The organism is Neobacillus endophyticus (genome assembly GCF_013248975.1).
GTDB classification, from domain to species: domain Bacteria; phylum Bacillota; class Bacilli; order Bacillales; family Cytobacillaceae; genus Neobacillus; species Neobacillus endophyticus.
The window spans coordinates 2,834,145-2,850,591 of sequence record NZ_JABRWH010000001.1 but is presented as its reverse complement, the minus strand read 5'-3'; the positions used below and the strand labels follow the sequence as shown (position 1 = coordinate 2,850,591).

At 37.9% G+C, this 16,447-nt stretch carries 16 protein-coding genes, 6 tRNA genes and 1 pseudogene; 7 read left to right on the top strand and 16 right to left on the bottom strand.

The genetic code is table 11. From position 1 onward, the window contains the following. Window positions 1-307: 307 nt before the first annotated feature. The gene (locus HPT25_RS13990) at window positions 308-1,669 is read left to right on the top strand and encodes an IS1182 family transposase (RefSeq protein ID WP_173058723.1); all 1,362 of its coding nucleotides are present in this window, start codon (window positions 308-310) and stop codon (window positions 1,667-1,669) included. A gap of 324 nt (window positions 1,670-1,993) precedes the next feature. Here the strand turns inward: HPT25_RS13990 and HPT25_RS13985 are convergent, their stop codons facing one another. The 12 genes and pseudogenes from HPT25_RS13985 to HPT25_RS13930 form a co-directional block, all read right to left on the bottom strand. Further along, the gene (locus tag HPT25_RS13985; protein ID WP_173065166.1) at window positions 1,994-2,974 is read right to left on the bottom strand and encodes an aldo/keto reductase; all 981 of its coding nucleotides are present in this window, start codon (window positions 2,972-2,974) and stop codon (window positions 1,994-1,996) included. 335 nt (window positions 2,975-3,309) lie between these two features. Further along, window positions 3,310-3,504 (bottom strand): annotated as a pseudogene (locus HPT25_RS13980) (IS4 family transposase); the annotation flags it as partial. A gap of 174 nt (window positions 3,505-3,678) precedes the next feature. Continuing rightward, window positions 3,679-4,062, bottom strand: coding sequence for an SDR family NAD(P)-dependent oxidoreductase (locus HPT25_RS13975; RefSeq protein WP_281368272.1), 384 nt, complete (start codon window positions 4,060-4,062; stop codon window positions 3,679-3,681). A 282-nt stretch (window positions 4,063-4,344) separates the two neighbouring features. After that, on the bottom strand, window positions 4,345-4,683 hold the full coding sequence (locus HPT25_RS13970; protein WP_173065163.1) for a YolD-like family protein: 339 nt from the start codon (window positions 4,681-4,683) through the stop codon (window positions 4,345-4,347). Between the two features lie 806 nt (window positions 4,684-5,489). Further along, complete coding sequence (locus HPT25_RS13965; protein ID WP_173065160.1) at window positions 5,490-5,828, bottom strand: YolD-like family protein; 339 nt, start codon at window positions 5,826-5,828, stop codon at window positions 5,490-5,492. A 165-nt stretch (window positions 5,829-5,993) separates the two neighbouring features. Beyond that, the gene (locus tag HPT25_RS13960) at window positions 5,994-6,869 is read right to left on the bottom strand and encodes a hypothetical protein (RefSeq protein WP_173065157.1); all 876 of its coding nucleotides are present in this window, start codon (window positions 6,867-6,869) and stop codon (window positions 5,994-5,996) included. Window positions 6,870-7,152: 283 nt separating this feature from the next. Further along, a complete protein-coding gene (locus HPT25_RS13955; protein WP_173065154.1) occupies window positions 7,153-8,127 on the bottom strand; it encodes a tyrosine-type recombinase/integrase in 975 nt (324 codons plus the stop codon). 121 nt (window positions 8,128-8,248) lie between these two features. Further along, window positions 8,249-8,322 (bottom strand) — tRNA-Arg (locus tag HPT25_RS13950). Between the two features lie 10 nt (window positions 8,323-8,332). Continuing rightward, window positions 8,333-8,423, bottom strand: a tRNA-Ser gene (locus tag HPT25_RS13945). Window positions 8,424-8,436: 13 nt separating this feature from the next. Beyond that, window positions 8,437-8,511: transfer RNA gene (locus tag HPT25_RS13940), tRNA-Asn, on the bottom strand. Between the two features lie 22 nt (window positions 8,512-8,533). Further along, window positions 8,534-8,607: transfer RNA gene (locus HPT25_RS13935), tRNA-Ile, on the bottom strand. A gap of 128 nt (window positions 8,608-8,735) precedes the next feature. Next, window positions 8,736-8,817 (bottom strand) — tRNA-Leu (locus HPT25_RS13930). Between the two features lie 598 nt (window positions 8,818-9,415). On the opposite strand from HPT25_RS13930, the gene HPT25_RS13925 reads away from it, so the two are divergent. Further along, window positions 9,416-10,531, top strand: a complete 1,116-nt coding sequence (locus tag HPT25_RS13925) for a site-specific integrase (protein WP_173065151.1) — start codon at window positions 9,416-9,418, stop codon at window positions 10,529-10,531. A 116-nt stretch (window positions 10,532-10,647) separates the two neighbouring features. On the opposite strand, the gene HPT25_RS13920 is transcribed toward HPT25_RS13925, so the two are convergent. Further along, window positions 10,648-10,720 (bottom strand) — tRNA-Val (locus HPT25_RS13920). 158 nt (window positions 10,721-10,878) lie between these two features. On the opposite strand from HPT25_RS13920, the gene HPT25_RS13915 reads away from it, so the two are divergent. The 5 genes from HPT25_RS13915 (at window position 10,879) to HPT25_RS13895 (ending at window position 15,435) form a co-directional block, all read left to right on the top strand. Continuing rightward, window positions 10,879-11,106: a hypothetical protein gene (locus tag HPT25_RS13915; RefSeq protein ID WP_173065148.1), complete on the top strand. Its 228-nt coding sequence runs from the start codon at window positions 10,879-10,881 to the stop codon at window positions 11,104-11,106. 111 nt (window positions 11,107-11,217) lie between these two features. Then, entirely contained in the window at window positions 11,218-11,940 is a 723-nt protein-coding gene (locus HPT25_RS13910; protein ID WP_173065145.1) for an alpha/beta hydrolase, read from the top strand. Window positions 11,941-12,069: 129 nt separating this feature from the next. Further along, a complete protein-coding gene (locus HPT25_RS13905; RefSeq protein ID WP_173065142.1) occupies window positions 12,070-12,582 on the top strand; it encodes a YjcG family protein in 513 nt (170 codons plus the stop codon). Window positions 12,583-12,588: 6 nt separating this feature from the next. Further along, entirely contained in the window at window positions 12,589-13,011 is a 423-nt protein-coding gene (locus tag HPT25_RS13900) for a GNAT family N-acetyltransferase (RefSeq protein ID WP_173065139.1), read from the top strand. A gap of 132 nt (window positions 13,012-13,143) precedes the next feature. Then, window positions 13,144-15,435 (top strand): ATP-dependent helicase, encoded by a 2,292-nt coding sequence (locus HPT25_RS13895; RefSeq protein WP_173065136.1) that lies wholly within the window; start codon window positions 13,144-13,146, stop codon window positions 15,433-15,435. Between the two features lie 49 nt (window positions 15,436-15,484). Here the strand turns inward: HPT25_RS13895 and spoVIF are convergent, their stop codons facing one another. The 3 genes from spoVIF to spoVAE all read right to left on the bottom strand — a co-directional run bounded on the left by spoVIF (window position 15,485) and on the right by spoVAE (window position 16,447). Continuing rightward, window positions 15,485-15,739, bottom strand: coding sequence for a sporulation-specific transcription regulator SpoVIF (gene spoVIF, locus HPT25_RS13890; RefSeq protein WP_173065133.1), 255 nt, complete (start codon window positions 15,737-15,739; stop codon window positions 15,485-15,487). Between the two features lie 126 nt (window positions 15,740-15,865). Beyond that, a complete protein-coding gene (locus HPT25_RS13885; protein WP_173065130.1) occupies window positions 15,866-15,982 on the bottom strand; it encodes a YjcZ family sporulation protein in 117 nt (38 codons plus the stop codon). Window positions 15,983-16,090: 108 nt separating this feature from the next. Next, window positions 16,091-16,447, bottom strand: a complete 357-nt coding sequence (gene spoVAE, locus HPT25_RS13880; protein ID WP_173065127.1) for a stage V sporulation protein AE — start codon at window positions 16,445-16,447, stop codon at window positions 16,091-16,093.

Here is a 16,447-nt window from a genome sequence, read left to right as displayed (position 1 = left end):
TAATATGTATTGCCCGTTTCAGACTGTCGACAAATCCGAAGGATTTCGGGTTTAAAATCGACAGTCTTTTTTGTTTGGCCATATTAAACTTGTCTGTTGATTTCCGTTCCAGGCGGCTTCGCTTTCCGCGGGCGGTTCGGGGAGCCTCCTCTGCGCTTTCAGCGCCTGCGGGGTCTCCCCTGTCCCGTACTCCCGCAGGAGTCTTCGCCGCCTTCCACTCCAATCAACAGAGTGTAAAAATCAATAATGTACATTAACACAGCCTTTTGTATAATTTATTTACAGAGAATTAATAGAGGTGGATGGAATGCTTTCGAAAAATACACAGATAAATCGTGACCAAATTGAAATGATTGCCTTAGATCAACTTGTACCTGCTGATCACTTGGTTCGCAAAATAGAAGCCGCAGTAGATTTTTCATTTATCTATTCATTGGTTGAAGATTTGTACTCAACTAAGCGCGGACGTTCAAGTATTGACCCTGTTGTATTAATTAAGATGGCTTTCATTCAATATACCTTCGGTATCCGTTCGATGCGTCAAACGATAAAGGAAATTGAAACAAATATGGCGTATCGCTGGTTTTTAGGATTTGGTTTTTATGATAAAGTACCCCACTTTTCAACTTTTGGTAAAAACTACGAACGTCGTTTTAAGGATACAGACTTATTTGAACAAATTTTCTACCGTATTTTAAAAGAGGCAGCAGATAAAAAGTTAGTTAGTTCGGAACATGTATTCATTGATTCAACTCACGTTAAAGCAAGTGCAAATAAACGCAAATTCGAAAAGAAAGTAGTTCGGAAAGAATCAAAAGCTTATGAAGCACGTCTTCAAGCAGAAATTAATAGTGATCGTGAAGAACATGGGAAAAAGCCCATCCCACCAGATAAATATGAAAAAGAAGAAAACAAAGAAATAAAAGAAAGTACAACAGATTCGGAGAGTGGTTACTATGTAAAAGACGAAAGGACAAAGCAATTTGCTTATTCATTTCATGCAGCCGCAGATAGAAATGGTTTTGTCCTGGGGACTATTGTAACTCCAGGTAACGTTCATGATAGTACAATGTTAGAGCCTCTAGTTGAAAAGGTCATTGAAAAATGTGGGAAACCTAATGCTGTAGCTGCTGATGCCGGATATAAAACACCTGCTATTGCTCAATATTTAATTGAAAATGAAATTCGCCCTGCTTTACCCTATACACGACCACGTACAAAGGAGGGATATTTGAAAAAGCACGATTATGTCTATGATGAGCACTTTGATTGTTACATATGTCCGGAAGGACAAGTTCTGGATTATAGAACGACTACTAAGGAAGGTTATCGACAGTACATCTCTAATCCTGTTATATGTAAGGATTGCCCACTTCTAGCACAATGTACACAAAGTCAAAATCATCAAAAGCTCATTCAACGACATATCTGGGAACCATATCTTGAAGAGGCTGAACATCTTCGTCATACAGAAGAGAATAAAATAATATATGCACGTCGTAAAGAAACAATTGAACGTGTATTCGCGGATGCGAAAGAAAAGCATGGTATGCGATGGACAACCTTAAGAGGTCTTAAAAAATTGTCCATGCAGGCGATGCTTACTTTTGCTGCTATGAATTTAAAGAAGTTGGCTACATGGACTTGGAAAAGTCCAGAAATGGCATAAAAATAGACCCCGCCGGGGTCTACCTTAAGAAAAATCAAACAGAAAAATCCCAATTTTAGAAAAGGGCGCCAGAATCGGAACTTTTGAAATGCCTTTTGTCTACAATCTGTAACGGGCAATACATATTAAATACATAATATGTATTTAATATGTATTGCCCGTTTACTTTTTGCTAAAGAATAGCGCCCGATTGCTGAATAATGAAAAATGCAAAAGAGGTAAAAAAATGGCTCCTCAGTTAAAAGGATATTTGTCATCATTCATGATGTAAGGATCACCCTAAGGTATTTTTAATTATTGGATTATTTCAAATGAGAAACCTCATTACAAATTAACGCTTCTCATATCCGGATAACGTTCTCCTGCTGCCACACCTTTTGGAGCTACTTCATTAATGCGGCGAAGGTCTTCTTTGGATAATTGAATTTTAAGGGCTCCAATATTTTCTTCTAGATATTGAATTCGTTTTGTTCCTGGAATCGGGACAATATCATCCCCTTGAGACAGAATCCAAGCAAGTGCCAGCTGTGAAGGCTGACAGTCTTTTTCTCTTGCTAATTCTTTAATTTGATTCACAAGATCTAAATTTTTTGTAAAGTTTTCTCCTTGAAAGCGAGGAGAAAAGCGGCGATAATCATCTTCTGCCAAGTCTTCAAATGTTTGAATTTTCCCTGTTAAAAAGCCTCTTCCTAAAGGACTGTAGGCTACAAATCCAATTCCAAGCTCACAGATAACAGGTAAAATTTCGTCTTCGACATCTCGGCTCCATAATGAATATTCCGTCTGAATGGCTGTTATTTCATGTACCGTATGAGCACGGCGGATCGTTTGAGGAGCTGCCTCAGACATGCCAAGGTAGCGTACTTTTCCCTCTTGAACTAATTCAGACATCGCACCAATTGTTTCTTCAATTGGAATATTAGGATCTACTCTATGCTGATAATAAAGATCAATATAATCTACACCTAAGCGGGATAAACTTGCATCACAAGCTTGTTTTACATAATCTGGATGGCCATTAACTCCTAAAAATGATCCATCTTCCCCTCTTACATTTCCAAACTTTGTTGCCACAATAACTTGATCACGTCGATCTTTAATAGCTTGACCAACTAATTTTTCATTTTGGCCAACGCCGTACATATCCGCTGTATCAAGGAAATTGATGCCCAGTTCGATGGCACGATGAATGGTTTTTACTGATTGATCATCATTTCGCCCGCTGTAAAAATCAGACATGCCCATACAGCCTAAACCAAGAGATGAAACCTCTAAATCAGATTTTCCAAGCGTTCTTTTCTTCATATTAACCATCCTCTCTGCTTAAATTAAGGTGTGAAATAGTTAAATTTTTCTAAACATTACAAAATTTATTATAATCTAAGATTAAGAAACGAGTAAAGAATAAGGACTTACAGGCTGTCGAGAACCTTGACAGCCTTATCAGGGGTAGAGCAACCATTAAGGAAATAAGGGAATATCTGCAATTTACTGGTAAAGTTATTGCGAAATACAGGATTTACAACGCTAATGATAACACCGTTCGGAAACCCGAACGGTGAAAAAATAGTTGTTTAATTCTTTAGTAAAAAATATCGTTTTTAAGAATCAGTAACAATAAAGTTGTTTAAAATCTGCCTTAGTTGGTTGAGAGATGCAGATGCAACCTCTTGACTGAGCCAGACACACAGTGACACAAGGTATTGCCCACCGTATTTACTTGTCCGACGGACAAATCCTACATCTTTTGCGAGTCTATGAAGGATTTCAGGAGATAAATGACATTGTAATTCCTGAGCGAAGAGACGCAATTCTTCTGAAAGTGAAATATCCATAAAAAATGCCATCCTTTTCAATGATTCTACGAAAAGAGTAGCGTATTTCTCGTATAGGGGATACATGATTAGATTGGCTTGATAGGCATGCGTCAGGACCCCATAAACGACCAACCGGCAGCCGGGAATTAATCATTCGGCTGCCGGTTGGCTTCAATATATCGCTTCGTTCAGTCACGGGCGTAATCCGCCGATAGTGTAACCGCCATCTACGAGTATGCTCTGACCAGTTACAAAACGAGCATCGTCGGAGAGAAGCCAGACCACAACATCCGCTACGTCTTCGGATTGGCCCACCCGCTGTAATGGAGTTTGCCTGACGAAGGGACGCGCTGTAGTCTCGTCGCTTAGAACCTCCTGCGACATCGGGGTTGCAATCATTCCAGGACTGACATTGTTAACTCGAATATTGCTAGGACCAACCTCCAACGCCACGGTTCTCATCATTGCATCGAGTGCTCCCTTGGAGGCTGCGTAGCCTGAAGTACCGGGCATTGCCCCATGAGCCGTCCACGAAGAAGTGTTAACGATCGAGCCCTGGATTCCACTGTCGAGCATCATTTCTCACAGCAATACCCTACGTCATCCGATCGCGATACATGACGTCTCTACCTAAAGAATGCTGACACACCTTGCTTCTCCGTCTATATAACAAATCCAACACCTTAGTGACTTCTGTTACGCCTTACAAAAAACTTTATTAAAGCAAAAAAAGACGCAACCAAATTGGCTGCGCTTGTATTTAAAAAAGTTTAATTATGGAAAGCATTTTATTTATGGATTTTACGGTTTCAAGTTTCAGCCATAAAAAGTCATTCCTTGCTTTAGATTGACTGAAGATTAATCGATGACTATTACTTGGACAATGTCCTGAAAAGCCACTCGATTGAATTCGCCAAGCTTAACTTCTATTCGAATTTGATTTGTTATCGGGTCTACATAATGGACGTGACCCATTAAATTCTCCATAAAACCATCTTTCCATACCATTATCCGTATCTTTAGGTTATGTTCCATAGCGTAAGCAATTCTTAGATCGAATTCTTCCACCTCATATTCATCGATAATCGGCTTCGCTATCCTTTCCGTATCACGCCACAATCCACGTTGAGCCTTAATTAGCTCCGGGGCTTCAAATGCAAACTGCCACTTCATCTTCCTACGGTCTCGTATCGCCATTCTTTCGCCTCCTTTACTACATATATTATATACGAACAAACATTCTGTATGAATTGAAAATAAAAGAGCGGTTAGAAAACCACTCAAATTAGAAAATTTTCCTCAAAAAGAAATTAGCAACGTGAATTACATCTCACAGCTTCTTCCACACAAAAATCTAGACAATTTCGAAGTCCCCTACAAGATACGATACACCGCCCATAGTCTGCTCTGCATCTTTCTATACACGTTTCGTTGGGACTTTGCGTAGAACATGAGCAACTATTTTTCCGACGGCGTCTTTGATTACTTTGATCTCTTTGGTCTGCCCAACCAGGTTCATTTCTATTATCTAACAATTATACTTCACCTCACTAAATAGCTATTTAACTAATCCATACCGAAAAACTAAGGATTCTTACCTCTCACAGTTATCGTAGCATTGACGTACTTGTTCAAAACACGCATCTAAGCAACGTTGCTCTCTATAACAACGATCTATACAGTGCAAATAACCGGATACACAACCTTCTAAACAAGGAGGGAGGGTGCCTTTCTGAGGACAATCGCAATTACGTTTTCTTCTCATATCCGCCCAACCAGGTTCATTTCTGCCATTTAGCATTATTTTCACCTCACATTCATAGCTTTTACTAACAATTTATTCAGGATTAAATATAGTTCTTGGACAAACCTCGAAACATAAAAGAAAAACGCCACCATTTAAGATGACGAAATTGGTAATTGTTATAATCCATTGATGCCATTCTTATTACCTCCACTAAATCCTTTTAGTATATCTCAACCCTCCATGCAATATCATGCGACTAATCTATCACAACAACCCCGACAACATCCTTGAATGCCATTCTTTCAAACTTACCACACTTTACCCCAATATGAATCTGACGCGTAATCGGATCAACGAAATGCACTCGACCAGTTATATCCGTAATAAATCCGTCCGTCCATTCACTTACCTTCACTGTAAGATTATGTTCCATTGCGTAAGCAATTCTTAGATCGAATTCTTCCGTCTCGTATTCGTCAATGATTGGCTTTGCCATTCGTTCCGTGTCCCTCCAGAAATTACGCTGGGACTTAACTATCTCAGGTAATTGAAATGCAACTTGCCATTTGGTCATACCGCGATCACGTATCGCCATACTTATCGCCTCCTATATACCCATTATATACGAACTAACGTTCTATATAAATGCAAAAAAAACGCAACCGTTATGGCTGACGCTCTTGATCCTTAAACATGAATCGGTGCATTTAAAATGCTAACCGTAAAAAAAAAGGCGCTCCATGGATTACAATGAGCTTGATTAATTAAAGTACTTTTTATCTCTCTTCTTTTTTCTTTTAATGATGATAAAAGCAATTACACCTATCAAAAGAATGACTCCCCCTGTTGTATATACCATGTAGGGGTTTTCGTAATATAACAATTCTATAGAATTGCCTCCACCCGCACTAAGATAACCAATTCTATATCCTTTCCTGAAATCGACTAAATTTTGACCACTGCTATAATAATCATCATGGTCGTCATAATTATACCCTTCCCTCTTGTAAGCAAAACCAGTTCTATAACCATATTGAAAAGCTAAACTTTTAGATGCATATTGAGATGGCAAGGTCACACTATCTATTCTCTCTGAATCAACATTATTACTTGAATCTTGATCAGTCACATTCAAGCTGTTATTTACGTTCCATTTCTGATCGTCGCTTGTTGAATCCTTTGATTCTGAATATGTACTATCATTTGAGTCAGTCGATGATGAACTATTGGTGGAATCTTCAGTTTTATCGTCATATTGATTTGTATCTGAATTGTAGGTAGAGTCTTGCTGAGTATTATCATCATCTTGGTTAGTATCGTTATTATAAGTTGAATCTTGTTGGGTGTTATCATCATACTGATTGGTACTATTTGATTGATCCGGAACATTGTTATTTCCACCACTCGGATATTCAGGATGAGTCTTAGTTCCTTCTTCCCCTGTATATGGATTAATGTTTCCTTTAGTTGACCAGTTGTTATTGAAATTTCCATCCGGGTCGCTTCTATAATGAGGACGTACATAAGTTCCATCTTTTCTGTAATAGCCATGTACGTAAACTGACGCATTCACATGTGTAGTAACTACAATCAATAAACAACTTAACAATAAAGCAATTATCTTTTTATTTAGCATATAGTGCCCCCTCTTCCTACTTAAATAGTAACAATTTACTAGTTAATTATCCATAGAATTCCTTTAGCTAATATATAAACGCCACCAATAATGGTGACGTAATGATTATTTAAATCCTTGTTTTTATAGACCGTCAAACACCTTTTCAATAGCATCCTCTAAATCTTTTTCATATATCTTAACATATCGCTTTAATATCTCTAACGATTGATGACCTGATAAACGTTGCAATACAAAAATATTCGTCCCTGCCTCCACTTAAGGTAGAATGCCATTTGATTACTTATAAAAACTTCCGTAAGCTTTCTGCGACCTCTTCCTTATCCAAGTGTAAGTATTGCGTTGTAACCGCAAGATTGCTATGACCTAACGCTTTTGATATTTCAGCAATGTTGGCACCTTTATTAAGCAGCGACTTAGCAAATCCCCTTCTGAGTGCATGCGGATTGAGGTTACGTAGTCCATATATTCGAGAATACTTGTTTAAACGCTTTTGTATGTTGTTATGGGTAGGACTATTTGAAATAATCCCGCCTTGTTTCGTAATAAATACGTAATTATTTTGGATTCCATACTCACGCCTAATTGCATCATTCTGGCACAACAGGACCCTGAGCATTCGGGCCAATGTTTCGTCAAATGGCAGAAGTAACTGCTGGTGGTTCTTTATGATTGCACCGTCTAGTCTTAATAACATTTCGTCAAAGTCGATGTGCTTATTTTCGAGATGAACGATTGTATTAATTCGAATCCCAGTTTTGAACATCAACAATAAAGCCGTAGCATCTCGTAATTGAAAGAAGTCACCTAAGTCCAACAACGATAATAACTTTCGAATATCCCGCTCTGTAGTACCTTCTTTTACGTTGTTATCAACGCGAATAGTGATCGTTTTCCAAAATTGCTTATCTATCCATCCGTTACTAAAACATCGTGATAAAAATGCTTTTAAACACTTTACACGGGTTAACTTCGTTTGATTGCTAACGTCCATCATTGATAGCCAATCGTAAATCCGATCCGCCGTAATATCGTCTAAATAAGTAAGTCGAGTCGTTTCCTTAAAGTGATTTACATGAATGGTGTAGTCGCTGATTGTTCGAGGTCGATTACCACTGATCTCCATTTGTCTTGTAATAGACGCTAATGCTTTTTCAATTGTTAATCGATTAGGATCAGATTTGTTCGCTTTTGGACGCTCAATAAAAAGGTCGCTAAGGTCTTCCGTAATAGTAAAAACGCTTTTCTTTTTCGACAAATAAAAAACCTCCTAGTACACGCCTAATTTTGGTCCATATCGGCTTTTGACCGATGCACTGACCGTTGCATTTGGCGTTCTAGAAGGTTAATTTGACGGGCTTTAACGCTGTTTTTAAAGACGCGCCTTAGAGGATTCGAACCTCTGACCGTACGCTTAGAAGGCGTATGCTCTATCCAGCTGAGCTAAAGGCGCAACATATGTATGGCGGAGAAGGAGGGATTTGAACCCTCGCGCCGGTTACCCGACCTACACCCTTAGCAGGGGCGCCTCTTCAGCCTCTTGAGTACTACCCCACAAACATAAAAATGGCTCCGCAGGTAGGATTCGAACCTACGACCGATCGGTTAACAGCCGATTGCTCTACCACTGAGCTACTGCGGAACAATGAGAATATTTATGATGATGGGCCTAAATGGACTTGAACCATCGACCTCACGCTTATCAGGCGTGCGCTCTAACCAGCTGAGCTATAGGCCCATTATAAAATGTTTTTTACACTCTATCAAGTTGGATCGGGTGATGGGAATCGAACCCACAACAACAGTTTGGAAGGCGGTGGTTTTACCACTAAACTACACCCGCAAATCATATTTTATTTTGACCAATACCGGTGGTCTGGGGCGAACCGACACTCCTTACGGAACACGATTTTGAGTCGTGCGCGTCTGCCAATTCCGCTACACCGGCATTTATCAATCGAAGGCAGCACCCGGAATTGAACCGGGGATAAAGGTTTTGAATTTAGATAATTATGTCAAGAACTAAGTACCAATTAAATAAGGCGACAGAAACGTTTAATAGATATCATGGTGTGGTATAGAACCAAATTAAATTACTTTTAAAAGAGGGTGGGGCTACAAACGACATCAAACATATATACAACAAAAACGTGCTAGTCCCCAGAATTTTTTAAAAAAATTTCCCTGTCCACCGATTATTAAGATATTTCAAGAATATACAAGGAAAATTAACAATAAATTAATAATTTTTGGGGATATATTAATATATTCATTCTTGTCCATTGAATTTCATTTATTTTAAGTCAAATACGAAATGCCCTTAAAGATAATTTTAGATAAAATAGAAAATATAAATCAGCTGAAAATACTAAATTTACTATTTCAGAAAATACCGGTTCAAGACCAAAATTCAATTTACAACTAGTAAAGATAGATTAAATAAAAAAATGCACACCACGATTTAAAAAAACAGAATTTCGTAGTAGTATGAAATTAATCGGTAACAAATTTAAAGGGGTGACGTATTTTTCGGGAGGACAAATTTAATGCCTGTTTACAAAGATGATGAAAAAAAAACTTGGTTCTACGTTTTCAATTTTTATGACGAAAACACTGGAAAAAGAAAACAAAAGAGAAAACGGGGCTTTTCAACTAAAAAAGAGGCCACTGATGCCTTAAGGAAATTAGAAGTGCAATATGCAGAGGGTTCTTATATTGAAACAAAAAACATTTTATTTAAGCAATATATCAAAGATTGGCTTTCTATTAAAAAAATCTCTCTAAGCAACCACACTTTGGAATTGTACGAAAGAAGTATAAAAAACCATATAGCACCAACATTAGGTAATATTACATTACCAAAAATGAAACCACAGCATATTCAAAAGTTTATTTTAGCAATGCATGAACAAGGATTAGCGGATTCAACTATTAAAAGAACTTTCAATATTGTTAACGTATGTTTAAATGATGCTGTAAAACTTGGTGATATTGTTAGTAATCCTGCTACAAAGATTGAAAAGCCCAAGTTACAACCTAAAGAAATGAATATATGGACTATTGACCAAATTCAACATTTTTTAGAATGTTCAAAAGGCCACAGATTGTATTGTATATTTCACTTGGCAATTATGACTGGTCTAAGAAAAGGCGAAATCCTTGGCTTGCGTTGGAAAGATGTTGATTTTGAAAAACAAGTTTTATATGTAAATCAAACTTTGGAACATGACGGCAAAACGATAAAAAAAGGGGCAAAAACAAAAAGTAGTGTTAGATCTGTAACACTCTCCCCTAGCACAAGGCAAGTGTTGCTAGCACATAAGAAAAGACACGATTCTGAAAAGGAAGGTTATGATATAGAATATAAGGAGCTGGACCTGATATTTCGCTCCGAAACTGGTAGTCCGTTTCACCAACGTAATCTTACAAGAATTTTTCAAACCCTAACAAAAAAGGCCGAATTACCCCATATTCGCTTTCATGATTTGAGGCATACTCATGCTGCATTAATGATAGCTCAAAATGAACCTATGAAATTAATTGCAGAAAGGTTAGGACATAGTAAAATTAGCACTACAATTGATACGTATGGCCACCTACTACCAAATATGCAACATGATGCATCTAACCGACTTGATCAAACCATTTTTGGAAAATCATAAAAAATGTTGCCAAACGGATGCCAATATTTTAAAACAATAAAAAGACCACTTCCGAAGAAGCAGTCTTTTTTCAAAGAACCCTTTGTTCCGAAGGGTTCTACGGGTTTGGCACCCAATGACCTGTGAGGGGCTCGAACCCCCGACCCCAACCCTGTCAAGGTTGTGCTCTCCCAGCTGAGCTAACAGATCTAGTATTAAGATATATTTAATTATATTAAAAACGATAAATATGTCAACTACTTTTTTGAAATTTACATAAACAAAAAGGAACGTTAGTTCTTATTTTATTGCACAAAGAACACACGTTTGGTTATAATGTTATTATAAAAATAAAAGGTGGTGCTATTATGTTAGATGGTTTATTTCTTCGTTCGATTGAAGAAAATATACCTTTGGAAATGATTTACCTTGCTGACAACCATGTAATTACCCAGAGAAGACTGATTGTAAAAGAAGTGAATGACGAATACATTCGTGCCTATTGTCTGCTTCGGAAACAGGTCCGCACTTTTAAACGAGAAAATATTTTATCCCTTATGTCTGAGTCAAATAATAAAAAACACTATCTTCACTAAATATTCTTCCAACAATTCCCCCGTACCTGTCACCTCATTATCCAAAGCAATTCCTAAATAGTTATGGTAAAATGCTCTTGTATTTAGTCGAACTATGGGGGTTTTTAGTAAATGGACTATCCAAAAGGAACGATAAAAGAACTAACTTTTCAGAGTAATGAGCTTGGCGAGGAAGTGACGCTGCTTGTTTACTTGCCCGCGAACTTTTCACCACTATATAAATACTCGCTGTTAATTACTCAGGATGGACGAGATTATTTCCAGCTTGGCCGAATCGGGCGATTGGCAGATGAATTACTTTTTGAAAAGGAAATGGAAAATTTAATTATAATTGGGGTACCCTATAAAAATGTAGAAGACCGCCGCAGGAAATATCATCCTGAAGGTGAACAGAATCAGCAATACATTCGCTTTCTGGCACATGAGCTCGTTCCTTTCCTAGACAGTGAATTTCCTACTTTCCAAATGGGATCTACAAGAGTTTTAATTGGAGATTCTCTTGGTGCTACAGTATCTTTTATGACAGCCATTCAATACCCGCACACATTTGGAAAAGTGATCATGCAATCACCATTTGTCAATCAACAGGTGATAAACTCAGTTAAAAAGTTCGATAACCCAGAGCTGTTGGAAATCTATCACGTTATTGGCACGAAGGAAACCGAAGTAAAAATGACAGATGGCAACATTGGTGATTTCTTAAGCCCTAACCGGGCATTAAACAAGGAAATTATCCAAAAGCCATTTACCTATTTTTACGATGAATTTGATGGGAACCATACATGGACATATTGGCAGCCAGACTTAAGACGAGCCCTTCTAATGATGTTTTAGACATCGCAAGTGTATTATTTTCATAAATTCCGAAAATTTGCTATAATACAATGTAAGCTTTTTCATTTTTCTTAATTTAGGCTTATCCTGTCTATTGATAGAAAAATTCACTTAAATGGAGGTATACCTATGAAATTTGGCGTTGTCATTTTCCCATCGAAAAAACTTCAGGATTTGGCGAATTCCTATCGCAAGCGTTACGACTCGCACTATGCCTTAATTCCTCCACACTTAACATTAAAGAGTGCTTTTGAAGCAACGGAAGAGGAAGCGAAAGATTTCAGTGATAAACTGAGGCAAATTGCCAAACATACGAATGAGTTCTCTTTAAAAGCAACCAAAGTCGGCTCTTTTTTCCCTGTCAATAATGTGATCTATTTAAAGGTTGAACCAACGGAAGAATTAACAGCTTTACATACCAATATAAAGCAAGAATTCTATGATCAAAATCAGGAATATGCTTTTGTTCCGCATATTACCATTGGCCAAAATCTTTCAAATGATGAGTATTCAGATGTTTACGGCGCACTTCGCATGACAAAGGTGGAACATGAAGAAATCGTCGATCGTTTCCATCTTCTTTATCAATTAGATAACAATTCTTGGACTGTATATGAAACATTCCGTCTCGGAAAGGAATAATCAATCGTGCAAGTCATAATCGCAACAACCCCAAAAGAACGGGACGATGCTTTTAAAGTAAGAAAAATTGTCTTTGTCGAAGAGCAGAATGTTCCTTTTGAAGAGGAAATTGATCAATACGAGGATGAAGCCACTCATTTTGTCCTTTATCTCAATGGAGAACCAGCAGGAGCAGGAAGATTTAGAATAATAGATGGCACTGGTAAAGTAGAGCGGATCTGCGTTCTTAAAGAGGTAAGAAAAACAGGTTCAGGAAAAGCCATTATGGAAGCTATCGAGTACTTCGCTAAAAATCAAGGAATTCATAAATTAAAATTAAATTCTCAAACCCACGCGATACCATTTTATTCAAACCTTGGATATGAAGTAGTATCTGAGGAATTTATGGATGCCGGGATCCCTCATAAAACCATGATGAAGCAAATTTAATGGTCGAATGCATGTTTTGGTATATCCGGAACATGCTTTTTTTATTTCCTTCCATCTAAGTATACTTTCAGGTTGTCACATGTTTTGATATGATAGACCATGTGTTATTTTTTGAAATTGAGGGCTGCAAAAATGAAAACAGTGATTTATAAAAATCAGCTTCTATTCTTAGATCAAATAAATCGTGAAGAATATCAAAAATTATATGCAGCAGGAAAACAGCATGAACTGCATTGTCCTGTTTGCCGAGAAAATGTTCAGTTAAAGCTTGGAATTCATATGGATCCACCTTACTTTTTCCATACGAAATCACCTGAAAAGCACTGTCCAGACCCCGAAATGGAACAACCATCCTCCTCTCAGGAATTTGTGGAACAAAATGGGTTTAAAATTCCAAAAGGCAGAACCATAACAGATACTCCCATAACATTGGAAGTTTTCAAACCAGCCAAAACCATCCAATATCAAGTCCCATTTACAAAGCAAAATAATAAAGAGACAAAAATCTTAGATGGATATATTCAGGAGCTAGCGAAAACGGGAGTTGTTCTGGATCATGACCAAGTGTCTGCGGTAATGGAAACAGATGGTTCTTTACTTGTCATAGCGGGAGCAGGGAGCGGAAAAACCAGAGTTCTAACGACTCGAACAGCCTATATGCTGGAAGTAAAAAAAATTGATCCGCGCTCCATCATGCTCGTTACCTTTACTTCAAAGGCCGCAACTGAAATGAAGCAAAGGCTAAACACTTATCCTGGTATAAAACAGGAGAAGATTAATCAGCTAGTGGCTGGGACGTTTCACAGCATTTTTTACCGTATATTAATGTTTCATGATCGTAAAAATTGGTCTCCAGATAAACTTTTAAAAAAGGAATGGCAGCGGGAGCAAATCTTAAAGGAAGCAGGAAGAGAGCTTGACTTGTCTGAAAAGGAATTTGCTTACGATTTAGCATTACAGCAAATCAGCTATTGGAAAAACTCTTTGTTAATGCCAAATGAAGTGAAACCTGCATCGGAATGGGAAGAAAAAACAGCCGTGCTCTTTAAGAAGTATGAAGAAAGCAAAACTAGTAACGGCTGGTTTGATTTTGATGATATGCTGATCGGCTGTTACCGGCTATTTAAATCTTCTCCTTCCCTGCTTGAAACCTATCAAAATCGCTTGCATTATTTTTTAATTGACGAGTTTCAGGATATAAATAAAGTACAATATGAACTAATCAAACTTTTATCTGGTAAACATCAAAATGTGTGTGCTGTCGGAGACGATGATCAGGCTATTTATTCATTTAGAGGAAGTGATCCCAGCTTCCTAATGGAATTTGAACATGACTTTCCACTTGCCAAATTGGTGATTTTAGAGCAAAATTACCGTTCTGCTCATGAAATAGTTGCCGCTGCAGGACAGCTGATTTCCACAAACCGGATAAGAAGAGCCAAAAGGATGCAAGCACAATTTTCATCAGGAGAGCTTCCTTTGTTATTTTTCCCCTTTGATGAGGAGGAAGAAGCAACAATGATTGTTACAGACATTCAGGAACGTATATCTATGGGGGCAAATCCCTCTGATTTTGCCATTTTGTTTCGTACGAATGCCGGGTCAAGGGCTGTTTTCGAGAGGCTGGCCAACTCCAACCTTCCATTTAGAATGGACTTGGATTCCGAATCATTTTATGATCGCTATATTGTTAGATGTGCATTAAGCTTTCTTAAATTGAGCTTGAATGAAGATGACTCGCGAAGCTTGTCAGATATATTGTCCATTTTATTCTTAAAACAGAATGCTATGAATGATTTAAAAGCGAGGAGCATTCTCGAGGATTGCAGTCTGCTGGAAGCACTTTGGCACTTAAAAACCGCTCATGCGTTCCAAGAAAAGAAATTGAAAAAAGTTGTTAACATCATCCGCGGATTAAAAGCCGTGCCGCCAGCGGCAGCCATTGAAAAAATAGAAAAAGATTTAGGATTTCTCGATTTTCTAAAAAAACGCGGCAATGACGCAAATAAAATGGAAAAGGGCTCAGATGACCTCAAGGACTTAAAGACAGCTGCCAAAAACTTTGATACCATCAGCAGCTTATTAGCACATGCTGAACATATGTCTGCCATGAATAAAGAGATCAAAAAGTTGAGTAAACATTTTCCGGAAGCCGTTACACTTAGCACTATTCACCGGGCAAAAGGTTTGGAGTTCCAAACCGTCTATATCATTGGGGCTGTTGACGGCGGCCTACCGCATGACTATTCCCTTGATGCTTATCGTAATGGAGATCATTCTGCATTGGAAGAAGAGCGAAGGTTATTCTATGTTGCGATGACCAGGGCCCGCTCACAGTTGCTCATATCTGTACCCGAAAGCAGACGCGGGAAAAAGGCTCATCGCTCCAGATTTTTGGCACCAATCCTAAAAAAACATCTATAATCCAAAAGAAAGAGGTCTTTTTCCGTAAAATAGAAAAAGACCTTTTTCATTATTTTTTATTTAACATTTTATTGATGGTGTTAAGATCAAGGCTTTTGCCATCATTAACAATTGTTTTCACAATTTGATCTTCCAAATCTTTACTAACAGGTTTATTGGCTAGTTGTGAAACTCTTTTGATTACATTACGGACGGTTTTCTCATCTTTGAAATTGGCGTTCTGTAAGGAATTAGCTAAATCAAAGATATCTTTCATATTCACACCGGTTTTCTTCTCTATATTTTTAAAGAAACCATTATCCATGTTCGATACTCACACTCCTTCATAAGCTACTTTATTCTATGAAAGAAGCGTAAAATGGTGAATGAAGCGCAAAGAAAAGGCTGGCCAATTTTGGCCAACCTTCCCTCGTGCAAAGCCGACTATTTATTAATACCAGCTTGCACCAACGATAATTAAAAGAATGAACAATACGACGATTAATACGAAACTGCCGCCGTAACCAAATCCGCCGCCGTAGCCGTAGCCTCCATATCCAAAGCACATAGATTATTTCACCTCACTTAAGTAATCTCATTAATAACATATGAAATCCCTAAATGATGTGTATAGGCACGGGCAAGCATATCATTCAATAGATTAAAAAATCAGCATTTATCCTTTAGGCTTAAATAAAAGGGCACCAATAAACCCAAATATGATGGCTGCAGAAATACCGGAGCTTGTTACTTGAAACATTCCTGTCAATACGCCTATAATCCCATGAGCTTGTGCATCTTGAAGTGCCCCGTTAACCAGTGAATTTCCGAAGCTAGTGATGGGAACCGTGGCACCTGCACCAGCGAAATCAACTAATGGTTCGTACAAGCCAAAACCACCCAATACCGCGCCAATTACAACAAGCAAGCTTAATGTATGGCCAGGAGTCAATTTTGCCACATCAAATAAAAGCTGCCCAATTACACAAATCACTCCTCCGATAACAAAAGCCCAAAAATACATGGCCAGCAT

Bases quoted from the DNA above. Each gene is read 5' to 3' on its own strand.
- HPT25_RS13895 (WP_173065136.1), top strand. From the start codon at position 13,144: ATGAAAACAGTGATTTATAAAAATCAGCTTCTATTCTTAGATCAAATA.
- HPT25_RS13905 (WP_173065142.1), top strand. From the start codon at position 12,070: ATGAAATTTGGCGTTGTCATTTTCCCATCGAAAAAACTTCAGGATTTG.
- HPT25_RS13960 (WP_173065157.1), bottom strand. From the start codon at position 6,869: ATGCTAAATAAAAAGATAATTGCTTTATTGTTAAGTTGTTTATTGATT.
- HPT25_RS13885 (WP_173065130.1), bottom strand. From the start codon at position 15,982: ATGTGCTTTGGATATGGAGGCTACGGCTACGGCGGCGGATTTGGTTAC.
- HPT25_RS13910 (WP_173065145.1), top strand. From the start codon at position 11,218: ATGGACTATCCAAAAGGAACGATAAAAGAACTAACTTTTCAGAGTAAT.
- HPT25_RS13915 (WP_173065148.1), top strand. From the start codon at position 10,879: ATGTTAGATGGTTTATTTCTTCGTTCGATTGAAGAAAATATACCTTTG.
- HPT25_RS13975 (WP_281368272.1), bottom strand. From the start codon at position 4,062: ATGCTCGACAGTGGAATCCAGGGCTCGATCGTTAACACTTCTTCGTGG.
- HPT25_RS13965 (WP_173065160.1), bottom strand. From the start codon at position 5,828: ATGGCGATACGTGATCGCGGTATGACCAAATGGCAAGTTGCATTTCAA.
- spoVIF (WP_173065133.1), bottom strand. From the start codon at position 15,739: ATGGATAATGGTTTCTTTAAAAATATAGAGAAGAAAACCGGTGTGAAT.
- spoVAE (WP_173065127.1), bottom strand. From the start codon at position 16,447: ATGCTGGCCATGTATTTTTGGGCTTTTGTTATCGGAGGAGTGATTTGT.
- HPT25_RS13985 (WP_173065166.1), bottom strand. From the start codon at position 2,974: ATGAAGAAAAGAACGCTTGGAAAATCTGATTTAGAGGTTTCATCTCTT.
- HPT25_RS13990 (WP_173058723.1), top strand. From the start codon at position 308: ATGCTTTCGAAAAATACACAGATAAATCGTGACCAAATTGAAATGATT.
- HPT25_RS13925 (WP_173065151.1), top strand. From the start codon at position 9,416: ATGCCTGTTTACAAAGATGATGAAAAAAAAACTTGGTTCTACGTTTTC.
- HPT25_RS13970 (WP_173065163.1), bottom strand. From the start codon at position 4,683: ATGGCGATACGAGACCGTAGGAAGATGAAGTGGCAGTTTGCATTTGAA.